This is a genomic window from Afipia sp. GW822-FHT04G07 (genome assembly GCF_058800765.1).
On the sequence record NZ_JBXAMP010000001.1, the window covers coordinates 515,354 to 536,719 of the forward strand.

At 61.2% G+C, this 21,366-nt stretch carries 18 protein-coding genes; 6 read left to right on the forward strand and 12 right to left on the reverse strand.

Annotation, left to right across the window (positions count from 1 at the left end; all coding sequences use genetic code 11):
• Positions 1 to 10 precede the first annotated feature (10 nt).
• Both AC1RKJ_RS02495 and AC1RKJ_RS02500 read left to right on the forward strand, forming a co-directional pair.
• Positions 11 to 202: a hypothetical protein gene (locus AC1RKJ_RS02495; RefSeq protein ID WP_492789322.1), complete on the forward strand. Its 192-nt coding sequence runs from the start codon at positions 11 to 13 to the stop codon at positions 200 to 202.
• Positions 203 to 279: 77 nt separating this feature from the next.
• Entirely contained in the window at positions 280 to 1,050 is a 771-nt protein-coding gene (locus tag AC1RKJ_RS02500; protein ID WP_492789323.1) for an SDR family NAD(P)-dependent oxidoreductase, read from the forward strand.
• A 57-nt stretch (positions 1,051 to 1,107) separates the two neighbouring features.
• Here AC1RKJ_RS02500 and AC1RKJ_RS02505 read toward each other — a convergent pair whose 3' ends face one another.
• Positions 1,108 to 2,592, reverse strand: coding sequence for a caspase family protein (locus AC1RKJ_RS02505; RefSeq protein WP_492789324.1), 1,485 nt, complete (start codon positions 2,590 to 2,592; stop codon positions 1,108 to 1,110).
• A 340-nt stretch (positions 2,593 to 2,932) separates the two neighbouring features.
• On the opposite strand from AC1RKJ_RS02505, the gene AC1RKJ_RS02510 reads away from it, so the two are divergent.
• Together AC1RKJ_RS02510 and AC1RKJ_RS02515 are read left to right on the forward strand one after the other, a co-directional pair.
• Positions 2,933 to 4,348 (forward strand): DEAD/DEAH box helicase, encoded by a 1,416-nt coding sequence (locus AC1RKJ_RS02510; protein ID WP_492789325.1) that lies wholly within the window; start codon positions 2,933 to 2,935, stop codon positions 4,346 to 4,348.
• Positions 4,349 to 4,481: 133 nt separating this feature from the next.
• A complete protein-coding gene (locus AC1RKJ_RS02515; protein ID WP_492789326.1) occupies positions 4,482 to 5,549 on the forward strand; it encodes a GGDEF domain-containing protein in 1,068 nt (355 codons plus the stop codon).
• Here the strand turns inward: AC1RKJ_RS02515 and AC1RKJ_RS02520 are convergent.
• The 8 genes from AC1RKJ_RS02520 to AC1RKJ_RS02555 form a co-directional block, all read right to left on the reverse strand.
• A complete protein-coding gene (locus AC1RKJ_RS02520) occupies positions 5,537 to 6,037 on the reverse strand; it encodes a TfoX/Sxy family protein (protein ID WP_492789327.1) in 501 nt (166 codons plus the stop codon). The genes AC1RKJ_RS02515 and AC1RKJ_RS02520 overlap by 13 nt on opposite strands.
• 97 nt (positions 6,038 to 6,134) lie before the next feature.
• Positions 6,135 to 6,545, reverse strand: a complete 411-nt coding sequence (locus AC1RKJ_RS02525) for a HesB/IscA family protein (protein ID WP_492789328.1) — start codon at positions 6,543 to 6,545, stop codon at positions 6,135 to 6,137.
• Between the two features lie 73 nt (positions 6,546 to 6,618).
• Complete coding sequence (locus AC1RKJ_RS02530) at positions 6,619 to 6,999, reverse strand: SUF system Fe-S cluster assembly protein (RefSeq protein WP_492789329.1); 381 nt, start codon at positions 6,997 to 6,999, stop codon at positions 6,619 to 6,621.
• On the reverse strand, positions 6,996 to 8,243 hold the full coding sequence (locus tag AC1RKJ_RS02535; RefSeq protein WP_492792623.1) for a cysteine desulfurase: 1,248 nt from the start codon (positions 8,241 to 8,243) through the stop codon (positions 6,996 to 6,998). The genes AC1RKJ_RS02530 and AC1RKJ_RS02535 overlap by 4 nt, the downstream gene beginning before the upstream one ends.
• Positions 8,240 to 9,565, reverse strand: coding sequence for a Fe-S cluster assembly protein SufD (gene sufD / locus AC1RKJ_RS02540; RefSeq protein ID WP_492789330.1), 1,326 nt, complete (start codon positions 9,563 to 9,565; stop codon positions 8,240 to 8,242). The genes AC1RKJ_RS02535 and sufD overlap by 4 nt, the downstream gene beginning before the upstream one ends.
• 6 nt (positions 9,566 to 9,571) lie before the next feature.
• Positions 9,572 to 10,330, reverse strand: a complete 759-nt coding sequence (sufC, locus tag AC1RKJ_RS02545; protein ID WP_492789331.1) for a Fe-S cluster assembly ATPase SufC — start codon at positions 10,328 to 10,330, stop codon at positions 9,572 to 9,574.
• Positions 10,327 to 11,823, reverse strand: a complete 1,497-nt coding sequence (sufB, locus tag AC1RKJ_RS02550) for a Fe-S cluster assembly protein SufB (protein ID WP_492789332.1) — start codon at positions 11,821 to 11,823, stop codon at positions 10,327 to 10,329. The genes sufC and sufB overlap by 4 nt, the downstream gene beginning before the upstream one ends.
• A gap of 83 nt (positions 11,824 to 11,906) precedes the next feature.
• Complete coding sequence (locus AC1RKJ_RS02555) at positions 11,907 to 13,070, reverse strand: cysteine desulfurase family protein (protein WP_492789333.1); 1,164 nt, start codon at positions 13,068 to 13,070, stop codon at positions 11,907 to 11,909.
• Positions 13,071 to 13,322: 252 nt separating this feature from the next.
• Here AC1RKJ_RS02555 and AC1RKJ_RS02560 point away from each other — a divergent pair, with 252 nt between their 5' ends.
• On the forward strand, positions 13,323 to 13,970 hold the full coding sequence (locus AC1RKJ_RS02560) for an alpha/beta hydrolase (RefSeq protein ID WP_006020406.1): 648 nt from the start codon (positions 13,323 to 13,325) through the stop codon (positions 13,968 to 13,970).
• A 76-nt stretch (positions 13,971 to 14,046) separates the two neighbouring features.
• Here the strand turns inward: AC1RKJ_RS02560 and AC1RKJ_RS02565 are convergent, their stop codons facing one another.
• Together AC1RKJ_RS02565 and AC1RKJ_RS02570 are read right to left on the reverse strand one after the other, a co-directional pair.
• Entirely contained in the window at positions 14,047 to 14,721 is a 675-nt protein-coding gene (locus AC1RKJ_RS02565) for a glutathione S-transferase family protein (RefSeq protein WP_492789334.1), read from the reverse strand.
• 203 nt (positions 14,722 to 14,924) lie between these two features.
• Positions 14,925 to 16,022, reverse strand: coding sequence for an anhydro-N-acetylmuramic acid kinase (locus tag AC1RKJ_RS02570; protein WP_492789335.1), 1,098 nt, complete (start codon positions 16,020 to 16,022; stop codon positions 14,925 to 14,927).
• A 91-nt stretch (positions 16,023 to 16,113) separates the two neighbouring features.
• Here AC1RKJ_RS02570 and tyrS point away from each other — a divergent pair, with 91 nt between their 5' ends.
• Positions 16,114 to 17,367: a tyrosine--tRNA ligase gene (gene tyrS / locus AC1RKJ_RS02575; RefSeq protein ID WP_492789336.1), complete on the forward strand. Its 1,254-nt coding sequence runs from the start codon at positions 16,114 to 16,116 to the stop codon at positions 17,365 to 17,367.
• A gap of 180 nt (positions 17,368 to 17,547) precedes the next feature.
• Here the strand turns inward: tyrS and AC1RKJ_RS02580 are convergent, their stop codons facing one another.
• Entirely contained in the window at positions 17,548 to 21,156 is a 3,609-nt protein-coding gene (locus tag AC1RKJ_RS02580) for a YhdP family protein (protein WP_492789337.1), read from the reverse strand.
• Between the last annotated feature and the right edge of the window lie 210 nt (positions 21,157 to 21,366).

Genomic DNA, 21,366 nt, shown 5'->3' on the forward strand with positions numbered 1-21,366 from the left:
TAGTTCTCACATGAGAACTCCGTTCCTTACCATCGGCATCCTCGCACTCGTTATCGGGTTGCTTTGGATCGGCCAGGGCACCGGCTACGTTAGCTGGCCGCGATCCAGCTTCATGATCAGCCAGATTCAATGGGCCTATTACGGCGCGGCGCTAAGCCTCGCCGGACTGGTTGCCATCGTGCTTGCACATCGCCAGACGTAACGCCGGAACGACTCTAGGCGGCACGGCATCGATGTGATTTGATCTCCGCGAGCGGCGACGACCGCAGCGGAGACAACATGCAAAAATCCTTATTCGATCTCACCGGCAAGGTCGCCATCGTCACCGGCGGCAATGGCGGTATCGGCCTCGGCATGGCACGAGGTCTGGCCCACGCAGGCGCCAGTGTCGTCATCGCCGGTCGCAATGAAGTAAAATCGAAAGACGCTGTCCGCGAGGTCGAACAACTTGGCGCCAAGGCTCACGCCGTCGCCGTCGACGTCACCGACAAAGCCTCGGTAGAAAGCATGGTCGATTCCACGCTAAAGCAAATGGGCCGGATCGACATTCTCATCAATAACGCGGGCATGAGTGTCCGGCATCCCGCACACATGCTCAGCCTCGACGACTGGCACACCGTGATCGATACAAACCTGACGAGTGCGTTTATCTGCTCGAAAGCCGTCTATCCGGCGATGAAAGCCATCGGCGGCGGCAAGATCATCAACATCGGCTCGATGATGTCGATTTTTGGCGCCAGCTTTGCTCCCGCCTATGCCGCAAGCAAAGGCGGTATCGTGCAGTTCACGAAATCAATCGCACTGTCATGGGCCGCCGACAACATTCAGGCAAACGCCATCCTCCCCGGATGGATCAATACCGACCTCACCCGTGCCGCGCGCGAACAAATTCCGGGTTTGAACGACAATGTCCTCACACGGACGCCGGCGAAGCGCTGGGGCACCGGTGACGATCTTGCCGGCACGGCTGTGTTTCTGTCGTCAGCCGCATCCGATTTCGTGACCGGCACCGCGATTCCGGTGGACGGCGGATATTCCACGCAGGGATAGGACATGATCCCGAAAAACGGAATCCGGTTTTCGGAATAGATCAAGCCGAAACAACAGCTACCGCCGGAAGTTCTTGATCTCCGAAAGACTCCCGTCCTGATAGGTCAGTTCGACCGAAACAGATTTGGTCGAGGCCGGAATCTTCATATAGGACGCCGCGTTTTCCGGGATGGCCGATGGATCGCGCGGGTTGCACGGCGGAATCTTGACCACCTTGTCCGGCACCGTCGTGTCGATACCGATGCGCATTTCGCGGACCGCGCAGCGATACGACAGAATTTGCGAATAATAGACCAGTGGCCCGCTGTAGCCGCCGAACGCCAGCCAGCTATTTGATGTCATGTCCAGCAGCTTGCGGTGGCTTGCGATCAGCGCCGCCTCGGGATCGAACCTGATCGGAAATGGCCCCTGCATCTGGCCGGTCGGATCGACATAACGCACCTGAATCGTTGCAGCGGGCGCATCGTTCGGTAGTTCGATCGACGGATTCGGCATACGCCGGCGCGTCCGCGGATCGAGCGCATCCGTGAATCCGGTTTCCTTGAACTCACCGCTCTCGCCGAGGCGCCACGAAATCGCCAGCGTCGGATCGACGATGGAGAACGCGATCGACCATCCGCCGTTGTGCCGCATGAAACTCGCAATCGGCGCGTTGCCGGAATCGCTGACGATCGGAGGCGTGGGTTGCACCGGCAGCGCAGCCACCTGGACCTGTGGCTCGACTGCGATCGCACGGTCGCCCTCCTTCGCCGGGCGCAGAACAAAGTCGCCGACGATCTGATCGTAATAGGCCGGCGTCTGCATCCGGCTCGCCGCCGCCGTCATCTGACGAACGTCGGACTGCGTCCGCTTGGCGATCTGCACCAGATTAAGTCCGGGCTGCGCAAGCTCACGCACGAAGCTGCGAGTGAATACGGAATTGGGATTGGGATCGTTGTCGTTCAAACGATCGAGCGCGGTCTGTTTGGCGCCGGCGGAAAAGATCACGAACACGCCTTCCGGCGGTGAAATCGGCGCAAGGCCGCCGCTGCCACCGAGAGCGCGCGTTCCGGTCGCCTCAAAAGGATTGTTGCGGCACGCATCGAACACGAAGATCGACGTCCGTGCGCCGCGCGCCTGCAGCCGCGAGATCACCCGTTCGGCGGCGAATGCGCCGTCGCGGATCAGTTCCTCCTGACCTTGTGTAACCGCGGCGATGTCGGTCGGCAGCAGATAATTCTGGCCGTTGATCTCGAACCCATGTCCGGCGAAGAAGAAAAACGCCGTGTCGCCCGGCTCCACGATCTTGTCGAAGGCCAGCATGGTTTCGCTGAAGGCCGTGCGGGTCTGGTTTTCGGCGAACAGCACCTTGAAGCCGAGTTGCTTCAGCGCGTCGCTCATGGTCCGCGCATCGTTCACGGCTTTTTGCAGCCGAGGCACGTTGCGATAGTCGTTGTTGCCGATCACGAGCGCCACGCGCTTTTCCGCGTACGCGGGTGCGGCCAGCGCCGCCGTCAGCGCGGCGAGGCCGAGCAGAAATGTCCCGATCCGAAGCATAGCCATCGTCCTGTCCCCTCGGGCCGCCAATACCCGGTTCCGGCAGCCAGTATGTCATAGTCGTCCGGCGCAAGAAGCCGGTTCAGGGACCGCTGTTTTGATTGGCAAAAAGCCCTTCAACTTATTGTCGTATTAAGGTTTTTCCGGCGTTTTACCCTCAAATTCATTGACTTTTGCAGGATCGGCCCTATGTTCCGCTGCAACGCGGCCAGAATCGAAACGCGATTGCCTGGTCAGCTGCCTGTCGGCGAATTTGTCCTCCCCGTGCCCTTAAAGCGTGCCGTTCCGGGGTGAGCGCGACAGATACTTTCCAGAGTCCGGAACGGCGATTTCGACTCGAGGCTCAATGTCCTTTTCCAATCTCGGCCTGTCCGACAAGGTTCTCGCCGCTGTTGCGGCCACCGGCTACACCACCCCTACTCCCATTCAGGAACAAGCAATTCCTCACGTCCTTGCCCGCAAGGATGTTCTCGGCATCGCGCAGACCGGCACCGGCAAGACCGCCGCCTTCGTGCTTCCCATGCTGACGCTGCTTGAAAAGGGCCGGGCCCGCGCGCGCATGCCGCGCACCCTGATCCTTGAACCAACGCGCGAACTCGCAGCACAGGTAAAGGAAAATTTCGATAAATACGGCTCCGGCCAGAAACTCAACGTCGCGCTGCTGATCGGCGGCGTATCGTTCGGCGACCAGGATACCAAGTTGATGCGCGGCGTCGACGTCCTGATCGCGACACCGGGACGGCTGCTCGATCATACCGAGCGCGGCGGCCTGCTTCTCACCGGCGTCGAACTGCTGGTGATCGACGAAGCCGACCGGATGCTCGACATGGGCTTCATTCCCGACATCGAACGCATCTGCAAGCTCGTTCCGTTTACACGCCAGACGCTGTTCTTCACGGCGACGATGCCCACCGAAATCCGGCGCATCACCGAAACTTTCCTTCATAACCCCGTCAAGATCGAAGTCTCGAAGCCGGCCTCCACAGCCGTCACCGTGACGCAGTCACAGGTCGCCGTTGGGCGCGAGCCGCACGAGAAGCGCGAAATGCTCCGGCAGTTGCTGCGCGACGCCAAGGATCTCAAGAACGCAATCATCTTCTGCAACCGCAAGCGCGAGGTCGCGCTCCTCTACAAATCGCTGCAGAAGCATGGCTTCAGCGTCGGCGCCCTGCACGGAGACATGGATCAATCCGCGCGCACCGCTTCGCTCGACCAATTCCGCAAGGGTGAGTTGCCCCTGCTGGTGGCCTCCGATGTCGCCGCCCGCGGCCTCGACATTCCCGAAGTGAGCCACGTCTTCAATTTCGACGTTCCCCATCATCCGGACGACTACGTCCATCGCATCGGCCGCACCGGCCGGGCGGGCCGCTCTGGGACGGCGATTTCGATCGTCAGTCCCGCGGACCAGAAATCTGTCGCCGCCATCGAGAAGCTGATCGGACAACCGATTGCCCGTGCCGACGTCGCTGTTGTCGCAGATGGCGAGACGCCATCGGCACCTGCCCGCGAACAGCACGCCGAGCGCGCATCCGAGGATCGCAAACCGCGCCGCGATTCCCAGCGGACCCGCGGTGGCCGCAACAAGTCCCGTAAGCCGGAAGGCTCGGACCGGAAGCCGCAGGCTGAAAAGTCCGCACCGGCGCAGGCTCCGTCAATCGGACGCGCCATGCCGCCGCCTGCTGCGCGCGAACAGCATGCCGAGCCCGCAGACCATTCGCATTTGCCGGCGTTCCTGCTGCGCCCGGTTCGCGCCCGCGGTTAACCCGCAACCGATTGACCCGTCTGCGAATTGTTTCGTTTACGGGTCATTCATTCTCGTCCCTTAACGTCTCCTCATTGATTTAGCCATTTTGCTGAACTAGGCAGGCAGAAGCTTGTCTCGAGGGGCACGGAACGTGATCGGCCTGCTGGAAGAACATGAACGCACCATGGCGTTCGCTGAAGTTGCTTTGGGTCAGATCCGATCTTTGCGTCAGACTGCCGTGCCTCGCAATTACGAGATCTGGTACATCTATGCGACCGGGTACAACTCGGCGCTGAACAAGATCATCAACGAGACGCTGGCGCGCAACGGCAAACTCGCGGAATCCGATCTCGAGCAGATCTACGAAACATACCTTTCCCAGAACCGGACCACAGAGCGCATCGACACCGTCGGCACGCGCGTCATCAACGAAATCGACGACGTGATGAATCTCATCACGGACGCGCTCGGGATGACATCGACGTTCGGGCGCAGCCTCGAAGGCGCCACCCAGAAGCTGTCCAATGCTGGGGATCGCGAGCAGGTGAAGGCCGTGGTGGAAGCGCTTGTGGCCTCGACGCGGGACATGCAGGAAACCAACAGGGCGCTGGAAGCGCGCCTCGCCACGTCGAAGCAGCAGATCAGCAGCCTCCAGCAAAGCCTCGAGACGATCCGCAACGAGAGCCTGACCGATCCCCTCACCTCGCTCGGCAATCGCAAGTTTTTCGATCGCGCCATCGACGCTGCTGTCGCCCATGCCACCGAGACCGGCGAGCCTATGACCTTGCTGATGCTCGATATCGATCACTTCAAGTCGTTCAACGACAACTACGGTCATCTCACCGGCGACCAGGTGCTTCGCCTTGTGGCGATGTCGCTGAAGCAGACGATCAAGGGCCAGGACATCACCGCGCGTTACGGCGGCGAGGAATTCGCCGTGGTGCTGCCGAACACGGCGCTCCGACAGGCGCTGACGGTGGCCGACAACATCCGCCGGGCCGTGATGTCGAAGCAACTAAAGAAGAAATCGACGGGCGAAATTCTCGGCCGCGTCACCATTTCCGTCGGCGTGTCGATGCTCCAGCCCGGAGACGACCGCGACAGCCTGATCGAGCGTGCGGACGCCTGCCTTTATGCCGCGAAACGCAACGGCCGCAACCGTGTCATTTGTGAAGCCGATCCGGAATTCTCGCCGGTCGACCGCATTCAGGTCGCCTGACGCTTCACCTTCCGCGTGGTCTTCTTGCGGCTCCGGACTTTCGGGGCCGTTTTCTTTTGAGCGGTCCGGCCCGCTTTCACCGTCTTCGATTTGGCGAGTTTAGGTTTAGCTACGCCAGATTTGGTCTCGGCTGCGTCGCGCTTGCCTGCCCGTTTTCTGGCCGGCTTTTTGGCGGCGGCGCGCTTCGCCGCGCCCACCGCCTCGCGGGCCCAGACCGCCAGTTCCTCCGGATCGTCGTAGAGCCGTTCCGGCAGGTGCCGATAGGACTTCACAACGACCGTCTTGTTTCTGGTGTCGTACTGAAATGGCTTTGCACCCTCGGCTTCATAGCGAGGGATCGTGATCTCATCGACCCGGAAGATGACACCCGCGCGCAGCGCCATGGCGAAGTTCACGCCATCGGCGACGATGCCGTAGCCGCTGAACATCCGGCGCAGAACGACGGGGCCAAATTCTGAGAAAAGGTCGATGAGATAGTCGCGGTCCATTCGCGTATTCCGCAAAAGCATGTCCTCGGGCGCGACCCGAGGATGGGAACCGGTTTTGCGATCAGAATACGCGAACTAAAGAGCCAGACTGAACCGGTCAGCCGCCGATTTTGGCGGGCGTGAGCTGAACCGACTCTCCGCAGCCGCACGCGCTGATCTGATTTGGATTATTGAAGATGAACTGCGCCTGCATCTTGTCAGCCTTGTAGTCCATCTCGGTGCCGAGCAGGAACAGCACAGCCTTCGGATCGACCAGCACCTTCACGCCCTTGTCCTCGACCACTTCGTCGGTCGGACGGACCTCGTGGGCATATTCCACGGTGTAAGATTGACCGGCACAGCCGCCGTTCTTGATCCCGACGCGAAGACCGACGATTTCGGAGTCTGCGCGCTCGGACAACTCCTTCACCCGCGACGCCGCAGCGTCCGTCAGGCGCATGACCTGCGGACGGGGACGAACGGCCGGCTTGGCGGCAGGTGTCGGAGCGTTTGGCGTCATAGCAGTCATTTGGTCATTTCCCGCGGCGATTCAATGCCGCCTTCAATCCAGATTACATGCCGAGTCGATAACGATCTTCAAATCACCACATGTTGAGGACGAGACGCGCCTCATCCGACATCCGGTCAGGGGTCCAGGTCGGCTCCCAGACCACATTGACACTGACCGGACCGACGCCAGCGACGCTCGCCACGGCATTCTCCACCATGGTCGGCAGTTCGCCTGCGGCCGGGCAGTTCGGCGTGGTCAACGTCATCTGCACGTCCACCGAGCGGTCGTCCTTGATGTCGACCTTGTAGATCAGGCCGAGCTCGTAGATGTCGGCCGGGATTTCCGGGTCGAACACGGTCTTTAGCGCGGCCACGATGTCGGTTCCGAGCCGTTCGGTTTCCTCCGGAGGAAGCGCCGACTGGGTATCGAATTTCAAGGCAGCCGGTTCAGCCGTCTGAATGGTGTCGTTCATGAAAATAGCTCCCGCGCCTTGATGAGCGCCTGCGCCAGCTGATCGACCTCAGCGCGCGTATTATACATGCCGAATGAGGCACGGCACGTCGCCGTTACGTTGAATCGCTCCAGAAGCGGCATGACGCAATGGGTGCCCGCCCGCACGGCAATGCCGCCCCGGTCGATCACCGTCGCCACATCATGTGGGTGCGCGCCTTTCATTTCGAAAGAGATGACCGGTCCCTTTCCCTTGGCAGTGCCGATGATCCGCACAGAATTGATCTCGCGCAGCCGGTCGGTCGCGTAGGTCAAAAGATCGTGCTCGTGCGCGGCGATACGTTCCTTGCCGATGGAATTCACATAATCGATCGCGGCACCGAGCCCGATCGACTCGACAATGGCCGGCGTGCCGGCCTCGAACTTGTGCGGAGGTTCGCCGTAGGTCACCCAGTCCTTCGCGACCTCGCGGATCATTTCGCCGCCGCCGTTGTAGGGGCGCATCGCAACCAGATGATCGTACTTGGCGTACAACACGCCGATGCCGGTCGGGCCGTACAGCTTGTGACCGGTGAAGACGTAGAAATCGCAATCGATGTCCTGCACATCGACGGCCAGGTGCACGGCCGCCTGGCTGCCGTCCACCAGCACCGGAATGCCGCGTGCATGGGCGAGCTTCACGACGTCCTTGACCGGCACGAGCGTGCCGAGCGCGTTGGACATCTGCGTGATGGCGACAAGCTTGGTCTTCGCCGTCAGCAGCTTCTCGAATTCGTCGATCAGGAAGTTGCCTTCGTCGTCGACCGGCGCCCATTTGATCACTGCGCCGTAGCGCTCGCGCAGGAAATGCCACGGCACGATGTTCGAGTGATGCTCCATGATCGAGAGCACGATTTCGTCGCCGGCCTTGATGTTGGGTTCGCCCCATGACGACGCCACGAGGTTGATCGCCTCGGTGGCGTTGCGCGTGAAGATGATCTCTTCGTTGCGCCTCGCATTGAGGAACTGCGCAACCTTGGTGCGCCCGCCTTCATAGGCATCCGTCGCCGCGTTGGCGAGGTAATGCAGGCCGCGATGCACATTGGCGTATTCGGACTTGTAGGCTTCCGTCATGCGGTCGAGCACGGCGGTCGGCTTCTGCGCGGATGCCGCGTTGTCGAGATAGACGAGCGGCTTGCCGTAGACCTTTAGCGCGAGCGCCGGGAAGTCCTGGCGAACACGCTCCACATCATATGAGCCATTGGCGACTGCGGGATGCATGATCAGCCTCGCGTCGCCAGCCATCGCTCGGCGGCCGCGACTGCGAAATCGCGAAGGTTGTCGTCGGCGATCGATTCGATTGCTTCACCGACAAAGGCTGCAATCAGCAGCGACTGCGCTTCCTTCTCGGGCAGACCGCGCGCGCGCAGATAAAACAGCAGGCTTTCATCGAGCGCGCCCGTGGTCGCGCCGTGACCGCAGGTCACATCGTCCGCGAAAATCTCGAGCTCGGGCTTGTTGTCCGCTTCGGCTTCGTCGGACAGCAGCAGCGCGCGGGTCATCATCTTGCCGTCGGTCTTCTGCGCGTCCGGACGCACGATGATGCGGCCCTGAAACACAGAGTGCGCGCGATCGTCCAGCACCGCGCGGAATACCTCGCGGCTGGAGCAATGCGGCACGGCATGATCGACCACCAGCGTGGTGTCGCCGTGACGGCGGCTGCCGAGCAGGTTGACGCCATTGGTGGCAAGTTCACTGCCCTCGCCCGCGAACGTGATGAAGCCCTGATAGCGGCTGACATTGCCGCCGTTGGTCAGATTGAATGAATTGAGCTTAGCCTTCGCGCCGATCGTGAAGACACCGGTCGTGATGTTGGCCGCGTCGAGCGCATCCTCCATCAGGCGAACATGCTGAAGCTCCGCGCCGTCGCCGACCCAGATCACAACGGAGTCGTGGGTCTGATAGGCTTTCGCGCCTTCAGCGGCTACGAAGCTCTCGATGAAGCTGACGCGCGCGTTCTTCTCAACCTTGAGGAACGAGCGCGTAACAAGCGACGTTCCGGAATTCGTGGCCACGTGAACGACATGGATCGGCTTTGCCAGCGCAATACCTTCGGCCACGTCGATCACAACGCCGTCCGTCGCGAGCGCGGCGTTCAGCGAAATCATCGCATCCGACGCGACATTGGTCAGCAACAGATCCGCGCGCGCCTTGTTGTTGGTATCCTCGAGAATCTCGCGCAGGACGCGGACCTGGACGCCGGCTTCGAGCGACGCCGTGTCCGACAGTTGTGGCGCAAACACGCCATCGACCAGAACAAGCTTCTGCGTGCCGTCGATGCCGAGCGACTTCACAGCCTTCGAGGCGCGCACAAGCGCCGCCTGATCCGGCGCAGGGGCCAGCGGCGCAACCTCACGCAGCAATGCGCGCAGATCGGTGTATTTCCATTCCTCGATACGCCGGTGCGGCAGGCCAAGACGGGCGAAGTTGTCGAACGCCTTCTGCCGTACGTCTGCAACGGCGCCGGTTCCGGGCAAGCGGCTGCGGGCCGCGGCGAACAGTTCGCCGGGCGCATGCTCCGTGGTGGGTTTGACCAATGCGACGTTCATAATGGATTACGCTGCCTTGTCTTCGAACTGCGCGTAACCGGACTTCTCCAGCTCCAGCGCCAGTTCCTTGCCGCCGCTCTTCACGACGCGCCCCTTGGACATGACGTGGACGAAGTCCGGCACGATGTAGTTCAGCAGGCGCTGATAGTGGGTGATGACCACCATCGCGCGCTCCTTCGAGCGCAACGCGTTGACGCCGTCAGCCGCGACACGCAGCGCGTCGATGTCCAGCCCTGAATCCATTTCGTCGAGGATGCACAGGCTCGGCTGGAACAGCGCCATCTGCAGCACTTCGTTGCGCTTCTTTTCTCCGCCGGAGAACCCGACGTTGACGCCGCGCTTCAGCATGTCCATCGGGATGTTGAGCGATTCAGCGACAGAGCGCACCTTCTTCAAAAAGTCCGGCACCAGAAATTCCGGCTCGCCGCGCGCCTTGCGCTGCGCGTTCAGCGCGGTGCGCAGGAAATTCATCGTGGTGACGCCGGGAATTTCCACCGGATACTGGAACGCGAGAAACACGCCCTTGGCGGCGCGCACGTCCGGCGCCATCTCAAGCAGGTCTTCGCCACGGAACAGGATTTCGCCGGCGGTCACATCATAGCCCGGCTTACCGGCGATGACATGCGAAAGCGTCGACTTGCCGGAGCCGTTCGGCCCCATGATGGCGTGAACTTCACCTTGATTCACGGTGAGATCGAGACCATGCAGAATCTCGTTATCTTCCACCTGAACCTTGAGGCCTTTGACTTCAAGCAACGCGGTCATCCAACACTTCCTTCCAGCGAGATCGAGATCAACTTCTGCGCCTCGACCGCAAACTCCATCGGCAATTGCTGCAACACGTCCTTGACGAAACCATTGACGACGAGCGCCACGGCCTCTTCCTGCGAAAGTCCGCGCTGCACGCAATAGAACAGCATGTCTTCGGAAATCTTCGACGTGGTCGCTTCGTGTTCGAACAACGTCGATGAGTTCTTGGCTTCGATATACGGCACGGTATGCGCGCCGCACTTGTCGCCGATCAGCAGCGAATCGCACGCGGTGAAGTTGCGCGCGTTCGTTGCCTTCTTGTGAGCGGTGACAAGGCCGCGATAGGTATTCTGCGAGACGCCCGCGGCGATACCCTTCGAGATGATGCGGCTGGTCGTGTTCTTGCCCAGATGAATCATCTTGGTGCCGGAATCGACCTGCTGGTAACCGTTCGAAATAGCGATCGAGTAGAACTCGCCACGCGAATTGTCGCCGCGCAGGATGCAGCTCGGATATTTCCAGGTTATCGCCGAGCCGGTCTCCACCTGCGTCCACGAAATCTTGGAATTCTTGCCGCGGCAGTCACCACGCTTGGTGACGAAGTTGTAGATGCCGCCCTTGCCTTCCGAGTTGCCCGGATACCAGTTCTGCACCGTCGAGTATTTGATCTCGGCATCGTCATGGGTGACGAGTTCGACCACGGCGGCGTGCAACTGGTTTTCGTCGCGCTGAGGCGCGGTGCAACCTTCGAGATAAGAGACGTAAGCGCCCTTGTCGGCGATGATCAGCGTGCGCTCGAACTGGCCGGTGTTGCGCTCGTTGATACGGAAGTAGGTCGACAACTCCATCGGGCACTTCACGCCCGGCGGCACGTAGACGAATGAGCCGTCCGAGAACACAGCCGAGTTCAGCGTCGCAAAATAGTTGTCGGAAGTCGGCACCACGGTGCCGAGATATTTCTTCACGAGATCGGGATGCTCGCGGATCGCTTCCGAGATCGGCATGAAGATCACGCCGGCTGCCTTCAGCTCGGCCTGGAACGTGGTCGCTACCGACACCGAGTCGAACACGGCATCGACGGCGACGCGGCGTTCGGCCAGTTCGTTGCCATCGGCGTCCCGGCGCACAACGCCGGCGAGCATTTCCTGCTCGCGCAGCGGAATACCGAGCTTCTCGTACGTCTTGAGAATTTCAGGATCGACTTCGTCGAGCGAAGCCAACTCCTTCTTCTTCGGCGCGGAGTAGTAATAGAGATCCTGATAATCGATCTTCGGATAATCGACGCGCGCCCAGGTCGGCTCTTCCATGGTCAGCCAGCGGCGATAAGCCTCGAGACGCCACTCAAGCATCCACTCCGGCTCGTTCTTCTTCGCTGAGATGAATCGGACAGTGTCTTCCGAAAGACCCTTTGGAGCCTTCTCGGATTCGATGATGGTCTCGAATCCATAACGGTATTGATCGACGTCGATCTGGCGAACCCGATCGACCGTCTCTTGTACGGCCGCCATTTAAATCCTCCGCTCGCGGTTTCAAGGACCGCGGTGGAACCGCGTAAGTTGTATCGGACTGGAATGCACGCAATGCGTGAAGGTTAGAACCGTTCAAGCCCGATTGCATGAGCCTTACCTAATACACCTGAGAGCTTTATCCAAGCCTCAAGGCACCAATCGACGTCCGCTTCGGAGGTGTTCCAGCCCAGACTGAGGCGAATAGCTCCGTTGACCAGAGCCGGATCGGCCCGCATCGCCTGCAATACGTGGGACGGCTGCACCTTACCTGAGGAACAGGCCGATCCAGATGAGACGGCGACGCCTTCGAGATCGAAGCCAATGACAGCGGTTTCCGCCTTCATGCCGGGCGCGGATACCAGCGTGGTGTTCGGCAGTCTCGGAACGGCATCCGAGAAAATCACGGTTCCCGGATGCGCCCTCAGACCCGCCTCAAGCCGCGCCTGAAGCGCCTTCATCCGAGCCGCATTGGCGTCGGCGGATGCCATCGCCGCCGTCACGGCCGCTCCAAACCCGGCGATCCCGGTGACATTCTCGGTTCCCGCTCGGCGACCCTGTTCCTGCCCGCCGCCACGCACCTGTGCTTGCAGGCCGAACAGACCCTCGGCCACGACCACTGCGCCGACCCCCTTGGGGCCGCCGACCTTGTGCCCAGAAACCGTGAGAATATCGGCTCCCAGCGCTTTGATATTAATTGGTATTTTCGACAACGCCTGCACCGCATCAACATGCAGGATTCCGCCGGCCTCGTGGACGAGAGCGGCAACCTCGGCAATCGGCTGAATCGCCCCGGTCTCGTTGTTGGCCAGCATGACCGAGACCAGCGCCGGGGGCTGGCCGGCCAGCAGGCTCCTCAGACCATCGAGGTCGATGACGCCCGAGGCCAGTACCGGCGCGAGTTCGATCGATGCCTGGCCGAATCGTCCGCCCGCAAGGACCGAGGGATGCTCGATGGCCGAGACGATCAGTCGCTGCGCGGCGTCTCCGCCGCCCCGGCGCAAACCGGGACTCAGCGCCAGTGCATTGGCTTCCGTTCCGCCCGAGGTGAAGACGACGTTGCGCACATCGCCGCCGACAGCAGCGGCGATTGCGGCGCGCGCGTCCTCCACCAGCTTGCGGGCTGCACGGCCTTCGCTGTGGACCGACGACGGATTGCCGCTGACGTCGAACGCGGCGGCCATCGCGGCGCGGGCTTCCGGTCGCAGCGGCGTTGTCGCATTCCAGTCGAGATAGACCCGCTTACCCATGATGTCCGATGATCCAGCGTAATCCCAAGCGTGGGACCGCGTGGGTTTAGCTCACAATTGCATGAAAATAAGCAGCAATTCGGGCCGAACACGGGAGCCGCGCTGGCTCAATATGCTTGCTTTTTGCCCCTTGCCCCATGCTAGAACGCGGCACCCGTTCACCGCGCCATGCCGCGCGTATGACAAACCGCGAGACATATCCCGTTTGCATCGGCCAGCCGGCCCGTACAACGATGCTTCAAAGGAACTTTGATGCCTGAGGTTATTTTCACCGGCCCTGCCGGCCGTCTTGAAGGCCGCTATCACCCGGCGAAGCAAAAGAACGCGCCCATCGCGATGGTGCTGCATCCGCACCCGCAGTTCCAGGGCAACATGAATCACCCGATCGTGTATCAGGTCTATTACGCCTTCGTGGCGCGCGGCTTCTCGGTGCTGCGCTTCAACTTCCGCGGCGTCGGCCGCAGTCAGGGCCAGTTCGACCACGGCACCGGCGAATTGTCGGATGCCGCGTCGGCGCTCGACTGGGCACAGACCATCAATCCCGAAGCGCGCGCCTGCTGGGTCGCGGGCTTTTCGTTCGGCGCATGGATCGGCATGCAGCTTCTGATGCGGCGTCCCGAGGTCGAAGGCTTCATCTCGATCGCGCCTGAGCCGAACCGTTACGACTTCTCGTTCCTTGCACCCTGCCCATCGTCCGGCCTGATCGTTCATGGCGACAAGGACATCGTGGCGCCGGCGAAGGACGTCACGACGCTGGTGGAGAAGCTCAAGACCCAGAAGGGCATCGTGATCGATCAGCAGGTCATTCCGGGCGCCAACCACTTCTTCGTCGACAAGATGGAGCCGCTGATGGAATCGGTGACGTCCTATCTCGACATGCGGCTCGCCAACGTCCGCTGACGACAATCGCATTTCAAAACAAAATGGCGCGGATGAGGGATCATTCCGCGCCATTCTTGTAACTGGACTAGCGCCCTTAAGCAGCGGCGCGCTGATCCAGCTGGGAAAGGTACGACTTGTGCTTCTTCATGAACGCAGTCAGCAACGCCGGGTATTCGGCGCTCACCGCATCGCGGACTGACGCCCGCTCGCGCAGGCTCTTGCGCCAGCGCGCGATCTTCGGCTTGTCGGCGAGAATGCCGAAATCTCCGATCGCATCGATCGTATCGAAGTAACGGAACACGGGCGCGAACACCGCATCGACCAGCGAGAACGTGTCGCCGTCGAACCATGGCCCTGCAACAAGCCGCGACTCCAGCCGCGCAAACTTGTCCGTCGCCTGCTTCACCTTCACGTTGAACGCGGCTTCGTCGGTCACCGTCTCCAATCCCCAGACGTCGCCCAGCACGGCCGAGCCGAATTCCATCCACGCGCGATGCTCGGCGCGGGTCAGCGGATCTTTCGGATGCAGCGGATTGGTAAGGGTCTCTTCGAGGTATTCAAGAATGACCGCCGATTCGAAGACAGCCTTGTCGCCGACTTGCAGCACCGGCACCTTGCCGAGCGGGGAAATTTTCAGAAACCAGTCGGGCTTGTTATCCAGATCGATATCGATTCGTTCGAACGGCACGCCTTTCTCTTTCAGAGCAATCACGGCGCGCTGAACATAGGGGCACAGTTTGTGACTGATGAGTTTGAGCTTCTCGGTCATTGGTCGTCTCCGGAACTGCGAACGTCGCGGATCGCTTTCGACACACGGCAACGCGTCACGCGAACGGCGCCGCGCGCGCTCAAAAACAGCTGGGTAGCCAAAAACATGGCCTCTGCGATCTGCATGGGAATCTCGATTAATGCACTTGCATCTTTATAGGCGGCGCGAACCGCCGCCGTCAAGATAGATGCAAATGCATGTAATCACGGTTTCGCGAGGACACCCCCGGTCAGCGGCGCGGGCACACCGGTCGTTCCCGGAAACGTCAGCGGCAAACCCTTGAGGCTCCGAACGGCCATATAGGCGAAAGCCTGCGCTTCGATGGCGTCGCCGGACCATCCGAGATCGCTGCCGCGCGTGACTGCGGCTGGCGCCAGGCGCTCGCCAAGCATTCGCATGAGCGTCGGATTGCTCGCGCCGCCTCCAACCACAATCCAGTGGGTGGGCAGGTTCGGCAACATCGGCGCGATCATCGCGATCGAAGCCGCAGTAAAGGCCGTCAGCGTCGCAGCGCCGTCTTCCGTGCTCATGCCATCGGCGGTCAGCGTCGCGAAATCGTTTCGGTCGAGCGACTTCGGCGGCGGTTTGGCGAAGAATGGACGGTTCAATGCCTGCGCGATCCACGCCACATCGGCGCGCCCCTTGGCTGCAGTGCGTCCGTCGCGATCAACCGCCTCGCCTGTCCGGCGCAGCATGAAATCGTCGAGCAATGCATTACCGGGCCCGGTGTCGCAGGCTATCAGCGTATCACCATCGATGTAGGTGATGTTGGCCACACCGCCGATATTCACCACGACCGTTGGACCGCCGCGTTCCAGCATTCGCACCAGCGCACGATGATAGATCGGAACCAATGGGGCGCCTTGGCCACCCATCGCCACGTCCGCCGCACGCAGATCGAACACCACCGGCAAGCCGAGTTTCGCCGCCAGCGCCGCGCCGTCACCGATCTGCACGGTCAATCTCTGATCGGGGCGATGCAGCACCGTCTGCCCGTGAAAGCCGACAATATCGATGGCCTCGCGCGAGAGGCTGTTTGCTTTCAGGAAACTCTCGACCGCCTCGGCGTGCGCGTGCATTACCAATTGTTCGCCGGCGGCGAGAGCGCCGGGGCGCGCATCACGGGCCGTTATGGACACCGCGTCGGCAAGCGCCTTGCGCAACAGATTACGCTCGCTGTCGGAATAGGCGCGGTAGCCTGCCGGCCCAAACGCACCGATGCCCTCGCCGTCCGTCTCGATCAGCGCCACATCCACGCCATCAAGCGACGTGCCGCTCATCAGTCCGATCGCCTTCATCAAGGGCCTCTCCTCGGTTGAATCCGACGCCGGACCTGTTACACCACAGGCCCAAATACAACGCTAAATAGCCAAATCGTTAAAGAGTGCCTTCATGAGCGCCTATCAATCCGATTTCCTCAAAACCCTGCAAAGCCGCGGGTTCATCCACCAGATGTCGGATGCCGCCGGCCTCGATGCACTGGCCGCCAAGGGCGAGGTGAAAGCCTATATCGGATATGACTGCACCGCGTCCTCGCTGCATGTCGGCCACCTGCTCTCGATCATGATGCTGCACTGGCTTCAACAGACCGGCAACAAGCCTGTCGTGCTGATGGGTGGCGGCACCACCCGGGTCGGCGACCCGTCAGGCCGGGACGAGACGCGCAAGCTCCTGACGTACGATCAGATCGACGCCAACAAGGAATCGATCAAGGGAACCTTTACGAAACTCATTCGCTTTGGTTCCGGCAAGAGCGACGCAGTGATGGCCGACAATGCCGAATGGCTGACCGCCCTCAATTACATCGAGATGCTTCGTGACATCGGAAGGCATTTCTCGATCAACCGCATGCTGACCATGGACTCGGTGAGAATGCGCCTTGAGCGCGAGCAGGAGCTTTCGTTCATCGAATTCAATTACATGATCCTGCAATCGTACGATTACGTCGAATTGTCCCGACGCTACGGATGCAACCTCCAGATGGGCGGCTCGGACCAATGGGGCAACATCGTCACCGGCATCGATCTCGGCCGTCGCATGGGGACGCATCAACTGTACGCGCTGACGTGCCCTCTTCTGACGACGTCATCCGGCGCGAAGATGGGGAAGACCGCAGCGGGCGCGGTATGGCTCAACGCCGACTTGCTCAGCCACTACGACTACTGGCAGTTCTGGCGCAATACGGAAGACGGCGACGTCGAGCGTTTCCTGAAGCTCTTTACGCTGCTGCCGCTCGACGAGATCGCGAAGCTCGCCGCGCTCAAGGGTCAGGACGTCAACGAGGCGAAGAAAGTGCTCGCCACAGAAGCGACGGCGCTTATTCGCGGCCGCGAGGCGGCCGAGGCAGCTTCCGAGACCGCGCGGAAGACTTTTGAGGAAGGTGCTATCGCCAACGATCTGCCGACGCTGGAAATCCCCCGCGCCGAACTCGATGCTGGCGCGTCCGTCCTGGGACTGTTCGTCAGGGCAGGTCTCGTTGCATCGAATGGCGAGGCGCGGCGTCAGATCAAGGGCGGCGGGCTGCGCGTCAATGACGTTCCGGTCACCGACGAAAAGATGGTTCTGACGCCGAAGGATCTCACGCCGGAAGGCGTAGTGAAGCTGTCGATGGGCCGCAAGAAGCACGTGTTGCTGAAACCGGTGTAATCGCCGCTCGACCCTAGCCTCGGCTAACCATCGTCATCATGGTTGCCGACATGGTGGCGATCAGCTTCTCGCGACCGTCATGTTGGCATAGGCATGACCTTCCGAGACGACAAGCGTGCGTCCCGGCTTCACGACATGGCCGACAAAACGGAATGTCTGACCTTTGGCGAAAGTCGGCCATCAATTGTTGGGCGTGGCAAAATCGGCGGGAACGTTTTGCTTGCCGGTATTGAAATCGAATATCTTGCGGAATACGCCGGGCGCCATCGCTGAAATCGGATTGACCCGTAGAACCGGCGCGCCGGGCGTGCCGACGACTTCGTAGGTAATTCCGATCAAGCCTTCGTTGCTGCCGCCGCCCAAAAACAAACCGACAATCGGAATCTGCCCGAACATGTTGTTCAGGCCGAACAGCGGAACGAACGTGCCGCTCATCTTCACCTGATTGACGGGGTAATCGATGATCCCTTCGATGGTCGCGCCGATTGTCGGACCGCGAAGAATGCCGTCCTTGACCCGCAACTGGCCGCTCTGCCGGGTAAACTCTGCGCGCATGCCCGAGAAACCAACGCCCTGTGAGTTAGCGCCGGGCGCATTGGCGACCGCTCTATCAAGCGCCGCTTCGCCCTTGATGGTGAAATCGCGGACATTCAGCAATCCTTCCTGCGGCGAGGACTCCGCCGTCGGCGGATCGACTGCGAGCCACATCTTGCCGCCGTTCATCTTGGCGTAGGTGTCGCTGAACCGGAAGAACGCACCGGCGTCGTTTGTTTCGAGATACATCACATCGCGTCCCTGCGCGCGTCCGCGCAGATCGCCGATCAAGGCCGTGTCGCGTCCCAGCTTGCCCGTGAGCGAGAACGATCTGATCGCTCCATTTCGACGGGATAGCTTCAGATCGACACTGCGAATGGCTTCGCCATAATAGCCCGCAAGCGCGCCGAGCTTCGCGTCGATATCGATGTCGAAGCTCTTCGACTTTTCCTTTGTGGTCTGATCCCTGCCCGACATCGCGCTTTTAATGAAGCCGCGACCGTCGAACACGTCGCCGCGCATCGTGACCTTGAGCGTCCCGTCCGGAGCACGCTCAGCCTTCAGGTTTGCCTTGTCACCTTCCGACGGGGCGAACGTCGGAAACGACACGCTTACCAGATCGTTCTTGTCATCGACTTCAAGCGTACCCTTGATCGAGGTCCCGTTGCCCTCGATGACAATGTCCTCGAAACGCGTGCCCTGAGGTTTCTGCACGACGTTGAATGTGATCTTCGTGGATTTGCCCGCAACCTTGGTCCAGCCGGGCAACACGTTGTCGATACGAGCAGCGGTCAGATCGGCCTCGACACCGAAGCGATTGTCGCCGTCGCCGCCGGCGATCTTTCCGGTCAGCTTGACGGGAATGTTGCCGCTGACGCCTGATCCGAGGTCAACGCCAAGACGCGCGCGGGCGGCATCGTCGAGGATGGCGGCGACCCGCACGTCGGCATCGCCTTCGTTGTTCTTGCGATAATCCAGCGCGGCGGGCTGACCGCCGATCTTGACGTCGCCCTTCACGCGATAGCCCTGATTGTCAGCCACGACCTTGAGCGAGTTCGCTTCGAGTTTTTGATTCATGGCGAGCTTGTCTACGGCCAGCGCACCCAGATCGAGATTGATCGAATAGGTCGTGTCGGCTTTCGTCAGCGCGTTCTTCAGCGGCATCGCGAGCGTCACGATTGCCGAGATCGTGCCCTTGCTCGAATTGGGGTCGATGGTCGTGTCTCCGACGTCGCGCAGCCGCTCCGATTGCAGGATTTCCGCCGCCGCAGGCACCGGGCCGTCGAGACGAAAGCGCACACGCGTGGGCGCCGGCTTGGGCGCGAGATCGGGCACCTCAAACAGCAGATCCGAAATGTTGAGCCGCCGCCCTGCCGGCGTGTCCACCGCACCCTGGCCCACCGTGACATTGACGGTCCGGCCGCTGACGCGTCCCTTCATGTCCGCATCGCGGACCGACGGCATGTCGTCGACGGGACGGATCGTCAGGCCGCTCGCGGCGAAATTCACCGACAGGCCGTCGTCCGGAATCGGCGGACCGCCACGCACGAGTGTATGAAGGGGCGCATTTACCGCGATATCGAGCCGCTGGACCGTTCCGCGATCGACACGTTCATTCAGCCATTCCCGCACTTCAGGCACGACAAGAACCGGCCAGATGCGCTTCAACACCGAGACGGGCATCGGCGTCGCCGCCATTCCGAGCGTCAACCGCGCCTCGCCGGAATAGTCGATGCTTCCGGAACCGGCGATTCCGATCTCGCCGTTGCTGATGTCGCACTGGGTCATCAGCACGCGGCGGTTTTCGGTGTCGAACCGCAGACGGATCGCGATGCGGTTGAAGATCGACGGGCTTTCGCCGTTCTCTCCCGCCAGCAAGATCGTTCCGCCACTGAGACCGAGCTGCCAGTTCGGGATGGTGTCGTTGGGCGGCTCGAGATGCGCGAGCATCGTGATGCGGTTGGCGCCTGCGTAGATGTGAAACGGTGCGACCATGACGCGGCGGCCGGCATCCCACTCGACGCGTGCGTCGGCGTGGTCGATCACCATCGGATAGTCCGGCACGTTCAGGTCGACGATAGTGCCCTTGCCCGCGACAATCTCGCCCCGGAAATATGTTGGCAGTCCATCGCGGCCGATCTCGCCCTTGAATTCGCCGCTGAGCGGCATGTCCGCCGCATAAGTGAAATCCTTCAAGCGGGCGGCGAGCAGCAGGTTGTTGGTTGGAACCTTGTTGGCGCTAATGTCGATCGACCGGACGCCGTTCGACGGCGCGCCCACGGCGACCTTCAGTTCCCAGCCATTCTTGCCTTCTTCGCCAACGCTCAATGCAGCGCCGCCGCCGGGCGGCCGCCGCAGGCTGAGGCTGATATTCGTGAAATTAATGACGCCGCCGTTGCGCTGATCCTCGACCGTCAATCCGCCGTTGCGCAACCCGATCTCGTTGAGGCTTTGGCCGTCGAGACCTTTGGCACTAAGGCTGTCGAGCCAGTCCAGTGCAGCGAGCAAGCCCCCGGCACCATTCGAGGCCGCAGCGGAGGTCGCCGAGACGGTCGGCGGAGCCGGCGATGCCTGGAACGGCAGCGGCGCAGGTGTCGAGGCGGCTTGCGCCGCGGGCTTGACCGCAACCTTTCCCGTCGCGAGCGGGCTGTTGCTTTGACCCGTAGAGACAATCACGCGACCGTCCGGCGTGATGCGTACCGCAAGCTCCGCGCCGACCAGGCGAAGCGTTTCAGCACGGAGATGTCCTGTGAGCAGCGCCGAGCCCGAGAGCCGCACTTCCGCCTTCGGCGCGCTGGCGACGATATTGCGGTCATGATCCCGCACCACGATGTCACGCAGCCGGACGGCTATCCTGACGCGGCCGGCGCGCTCGATCTGCGTGCCTCCGACTTCAACGGTATGATCGTGTCCAAGATTTTCCTCGATCGCCGATGCCAGCCATGGCGTCATGACGTCGAGATTGACGGGACCCGCACCGAGCCTGAGCCACAGCGCACCGAAGCCCGCTGCGAAAACCACGCCCAGCGACAGCAGGCCGATAGCGGTTCGCCCGACCCATCGACTGCCGCTGATCCAGCGGCGCACTCCGCGAAACCAGTCTGTGACCCGATGAATTCCGATGCTTGGCCGGTTCAGAAGTCTGACTGCACGGTCGCACGCCGCATCGTCGTGGTGATTCCATCCGGAATCATCCCAATGCCGGTGCTCGTCTACGGCCTTTGCCAAGGCTTTTTGGGGCTCGGAACTCGGCATTGCCTCTCGGTACTATGGTCAGCCTGGTCGTGCCGGGCATCGAATGAATATTCACTTCGTCAAAGGCGATGCTGCCAGCCTAATGGTCCAGTCTTAGTTTATGGTGTCGTCAATGGTTCGACCGGTGGCCTGAGAGTCGTGGAGTCAATATTGGCGATCACCATACCCCGGAGACGTCAGATTTGCCCAGTCGAAGAACACGTTTCTGGT